2 protein-coding genes and 1 pseudogene are annotated in these 4,661 nt (G+C 68.4%); 2 read left to right on the forward strand and 1 reads right to left on the reverse strand.

Annotated elements, in window-relative coordinates; genetic code table 11:
* Positions 1-333, reverse strand: a pseudogene (locus HMPREF0058_RS07650) (chloride channel protein); the annotation flags it as partial.
* A 1,235-nt stretch (positions 334-1,568) separates the two neighbouring features.
* Between HMPREF0058_RS07650 and HMPREF0058_RS07655 the strand changes: the two are divergent.
* Both HMPREF0058_RS07655 and HMPREF0058_RS07660 read left to right on the forward strand, forming a co-directional pair.
* A complete protein-coding gene (locus tag HMPREF0058_RS07655) occupies positions 1,569-3,302 on the forward strand; it encodes an ABC transporter ATP-binding protein (protein WP_006549193.1) in 1,734 nt (577 codons plus the stop codon).
* On the forward strand, positions 3,299-4,661 hold a 1,363-nt coding region (locus tag HMPREF0058_RS07660; protein WP_006549194.1), incomplete at its 3' end, for an ABC transporter permease. The genes HMPREF0058_RS07655 and HMPREF0058_RS07660, both read left to right, overlap by 4 nt.

Below are 4,661 nucleotides of genomic sequence, written 5' to 3' on the forward strand. Positions count from 1 at the left end.
CTCGGCGACGACTGCCTCGACGCTGACCACTGCGCCGGTTGCTCGCTGCCACCACCACAGGGCTCCGGCCACCAGGCCTGCGGCGGCGGGGGCGGCGACGCGTCGCCAGGCAGGTGCGGCGGCCACGCGCTCGGGCAGCGTGCCGTGGGCGACGCTGTAGAAGAGCCACTCGAAGGCTTCGAGGAGATACGCCATCGCGATGCCGATGAAACCCGCGGCCAGGCCGGCGAGCACTGCCGCCAGGACCAGGCGGGCAGTGGGGTGGGGTCTGTGTGCGGAGGAGGCCCGGCCGGGGAACGGGCGGTCGGCGGCGTTGGCAGAAGGGGCAGGCATCGCGCACGACGATAGCGGGCGGCGCCATCAAGTGGTTGGCGCAGATCGTCGCTGGGGCATGAGTGGTCGCACCACGGGCGGTCGGCGGTGGCGCCGGTGGTCGGTGGGGCATGAGCGGTTGGCGGTGGCGCAGGTGGTCGGTGCAGGCGGGGGAAGACCCGGAATTGAGGCCCGTGGCCGACCACGAGAACGCTCACCGACCACCAAAACGCTGACCGACCGCGTGTTGCTCCTTCGACCGCCAGATTCGCGCGAATGCCGTGGTCGGGCGAGCGACAAATGGTCGTCCCGCACATAAGTGGTCGGTGGAGAACGGTATGGATGTGACTTGGCCGAATAACGGTGGTCGGAGGACAGATAGGTGGTCGGTGGTGGCACAGGTGGTCGGTGCAGGCGGGGGAAGACCCGGAATTGAGGCCCGTGGCCGACCACGAAAACGCTCACCGACCACTAGATCCTCGACCGACCGTGTGTTTGGCCTCCGACCACCAGATTCACGCGAATGCCGTGGTCGGGGGAGCAACAAATGGTCGTCTCGCACATAAGTGGTCGGTGGAGAACGGTATGGACGTGACTTGGCCGAACATTGGTGGTCCATGGGCAGATAGGTGGTCGGTGGGGGGCATGAGTGGTCGGGGCTGCGCCGGATAACGGTGGTTGGGCGAGCAACAAGTGGTCGGTCGGCAGATAGGTGGTCGGTCGTGGCCTGGGTGGGCGGGGCCGCGCCGGATAACGGTGGTCGGCGGTGGCGCAGGTGGGCGGATGGAACATGCGTGATCGGCGGAGGCTGGCTCGGTCGGCTCGGTCGGCTCGGTCGGCTTGGTTGACGGGCGTGGCCCCGGGCGTGTGCTGGCTGAAAGGCGCTGTTGCCCCTGTGGGCATCACCCTCACCCTCACGTGACGTCGTGGCCGATGTCGCACGGCTCGTGCATTCCATGACGACGTGTCATCACGGTAACCTGGCCGTTTACCAGGGACGGCTGTGGGTGACGCACACCGGTTGTCTCCCAGGGGCGCGCCACGTGGCCGGCTTGCCGGCGTGCCTGTCCTGGGATCTCCTCCCTCGTCACCGCCTCGGCACGGTGTTGCCTCGCCTCAACGCTGCCTCGGCACCACACTACCGCGGCGCCATGCTGGCTCAGCGGTCTGAGTGGGCTCAGCCGTCTGAGCTGCCTCAGTTGTTTCCGTTGTCTGTCTTGTCTCTGTTTGTCAGTTCTGGATCCACGGAAGGACCCATGCTCCTGTCACTGTTGCGCAGATATCTGCGCCCGTATCGAGCCCTCCTGCTCGGCGTCCTCTTCCTGGAGGCCGCCCAGGTGATGGCCTCGCTGTACCTGCCCAACCTCAACGCCGACATCATCGACACCGGCGTCGCCCAGGGCGACACCGCCTACATCTGGCGCACCGGCGCCTTCATGCTCCTGGTCTCCGTCATCCAGGGCACCTGCGCGATCGGCGGCACCTGGTGCGCCGCCAAGGCCGCGATGTCCATGGGCCGCGACCTGCGCAGCCAGCTCTTCCGCCGGGTCGGTGACTTCTCCGAGCAGGAGGTTTCCCACTTCGGTGCCGGCTCCCTCATCACCCGCACCACCAACGACGTCCAGCAGGTCCAGACCCTGGTCCTCATGGGCTGCACCATGCTGGTGACCGCCCCGATGTACGCCGTGGGCGGCGTGGTCATGGCGGTCTCCCACGCGCCCAGCCTGTCCTGGCTCATCGCCGTGGCCGTGCCCGTGCTGCTGGTCATCGTGGGCGTGACCGTGGCCAAGATGGTCCCGCTCTTCCGCGTCTACCAGGACAAGCTCGACGCCATCAACCGCACCATGCGCGAGCAGCTGACCGGCATCCGCGTCATCCGCGCTTTCGTGCGCGAGGACGCCGAGACCGAGCGCTTCCGTGACGCCAACGCGGACATCACCCGCGTGGGGGAGAAGGTCGGTCAGCTCTTCGTCTTCCTCTTCCCCATCACCATGCTCGTGCTTGACGCGACGATGGTGGGCGTCATCTGGTTCGGCGGTCACCAGGTCGGCGACGGCCGGGTGGAGGTCGGCACCCTGGTAGCCTTCATGACCTACCTCATGCAGATCCTCATGGGCATCGTCATGGCCTCCTTCATGACCATCATGATCCCGCGCGCCACGGTGTGTGCCGAGCGCATCAGCGAGGTGCTGGCCACCGACCCCTCGATCGAGGTTGCCGACGACGCCACCGCCGCCTTCCCGGCCCCCGGCGCCCTGGAGATGCGCGAGGTCTCCTTTACCTTCCCGGGCGCTGACGCTGCCGTGCTGGAGGACATCACCTTTAGCGCCGAGCCCGGCCAGACCGTGGCCGTGGTCGGCTCGACAGGCTCGGGCAAGACCACGCTGCTCAACCTCGTGGCCCGTCTCATTGAACCCACCCGCGGCCAGGTGCTCGTGGGCGGCGTGGACGTCATGAAGGCCGAGCCCGAGGCCCTGTGGTCCCAGATCGGCCTGGTCCCCCAAAAGCCCTTCCTCTTCGCCGGCACAGTGGCCTCCAACCTGCGGCTGGGCCGCGAGCACGCCACTGACGAGGAGCTGTGGCAGGCTCTGGAGATCGCTCAGGCGGCGGACTTCGTCAGGCAGATGGACGGTCACCTCCAGGCCCCGATCGCCCAGGGCGGCACCAACGTCTCGGGCGGACAGCGCCAGCGCCTGTCCATCGCTCGCGCGATCGTGCGCCGTCCGGCGCTCCTGCTGCTGGACGACTCCTTCTCCGCTCTGGACGTGGCCACCGACGCCCGCCTGCGCGCGGCGCTCGCCCCGGCCACCGCGCAGGTGACCAAGCTCGTGGTCGCCCAGCGCGTGTCCACCGTGATCGACGCCGATCTCATCCTCGTCCTGGACGAGGGCCGTCTGGTGGGCGCCGGCCGCCACGACGAGCTCGTCGCCTCCAGCGAGACCTACTGCGAGATCGTTACCTCCCAGCTTGGAAGCGAGGCCGCAGCATGAGTACGAAGAACCCTCAGTCCGCGGCGGACGTTCCCCAGGAGCCGCAGGTGAGGACGGCGGACGGCGAGCTGGCAGCCTCAGGCGAGGCTGCGTCGTCGGCCCCCGAGGCGACGACGGCGAAGCCCGCCTCCGCCCTGGAGGTCACCGAGGAGGACCAGGCCCTGGCGGCTGCGGCCCTGGCCGGAGCCTCCTCCGACGACTGGAGCGCTGGCCCGCCCCCGGGCAAGGCCACCGCCTTCTGGCCCTCCTTCAAGCGCATGATCGGCCTGCTGCTGCCCTACAAGGGGCACCTGGCAATCGCCGCGGTGGCCTCAGTGTCCTCGGTGGTCATGGCCGTGGCGGCGCCCAAGGTGCTGGGCCGGGCCACGAACCTCGTCTTCGAGGGCGCGATCAGCTCGCGCCTGCCGGAGAACCTGACCAAGCAGCAGGTTGTGGACGGCATGGTGGCTGCGGGCCAGGACAAGATGGCCCAGATGGTCGAGGCGATGAACCTCGTGCCCGGAGCCGGGATCGACTTCGAGGCTCTGTCCCGTGTGCTGCTTGCGGTCCTGGCCCTCTACGTGCTGTCCGCGCTGGCGGGCTGGCTGGAGGGCTGGGTCCTCAACCGCGTCATGGTGCGGGCCATGTTCGGTCTGCGCGCGCAGGTGGAGGACAAGATCCACCGCCTGCCGCTGTCCTACTTTGACAAGGTGCAGCGCGGTGAGCTGCTCAGCCGCGTCACCAATGACATTGACAACGTCACCAACACCCTCCAGCAGTCGCTGTCCAGCGCGGTGACCTCGGTGCTCACCGTGATCGGCGTGCTGGCGATGATGCTGTCAGTGTCCTGGAAGCTGACGCTGGTGGCCCTCATCATCCTGCCGCTCATGGGCGTGCTCTTTGGCATCATCGGGCCGCGCTCGCAGAAGGCCTTCACCCTGCAGTGGGCGCGCACGGGCAGGCTCAACGCGCGCGTGGAGGAGTCCTTCTCCGGGCACGCCCTGGTGCGTACCTACGGGCGGACCGAGGGCTCGCGCGCTGACTTTGATGCGGAGAACGAGGAGCTCTTCGCGGCGGGTCTGCGGGCGCAGTTCCTGTCCGGCATCATGATGCCGATCATGCAGGTGGTGGGAAACCTGGGGTACGTGGCCATCACGGTGGTCGGTGGGCTCATGGTCTCGGGCGGCTCGCTGCGCCTGGGAGACGTGCAGGCCTTCATCCAGTACTCCCAGCAGTTCTCCCAGCCACTGGCTCAGCTCGGTGGCATGGCCACGGCCGTGCAGTCCGGGACGGCCAGCGCCGAGCGGATCTTCGAGCTGCTCGACGCCGAGGAGGAGCGGGCGGACGAGGCCGGCGCCGAGGCGCTCGCGCCGGTGGGAC

It is taken from the genome of Actinomyces urogenitalis DSM 15434, assembly GCF_000159035.1.
In the GTDB taxonomy this organism is placed as follows: Bacteria; Actinomycetota; Actinomycetes; order Actinomycetales; family Actinomycetaceae; genus Actinomyces; species Actinomyces urogenitalis.

What these genes read in the sequence shown, in the direction of transcription:
- HMPREF0058_RS07655 (WP_006549193.1), top strand. Translation starts at nt 1,569, where the DNA reads ATGCTCCTGTCACTGTTGCGCAGATATCTGCGCCCGTATCGAGCCCTC.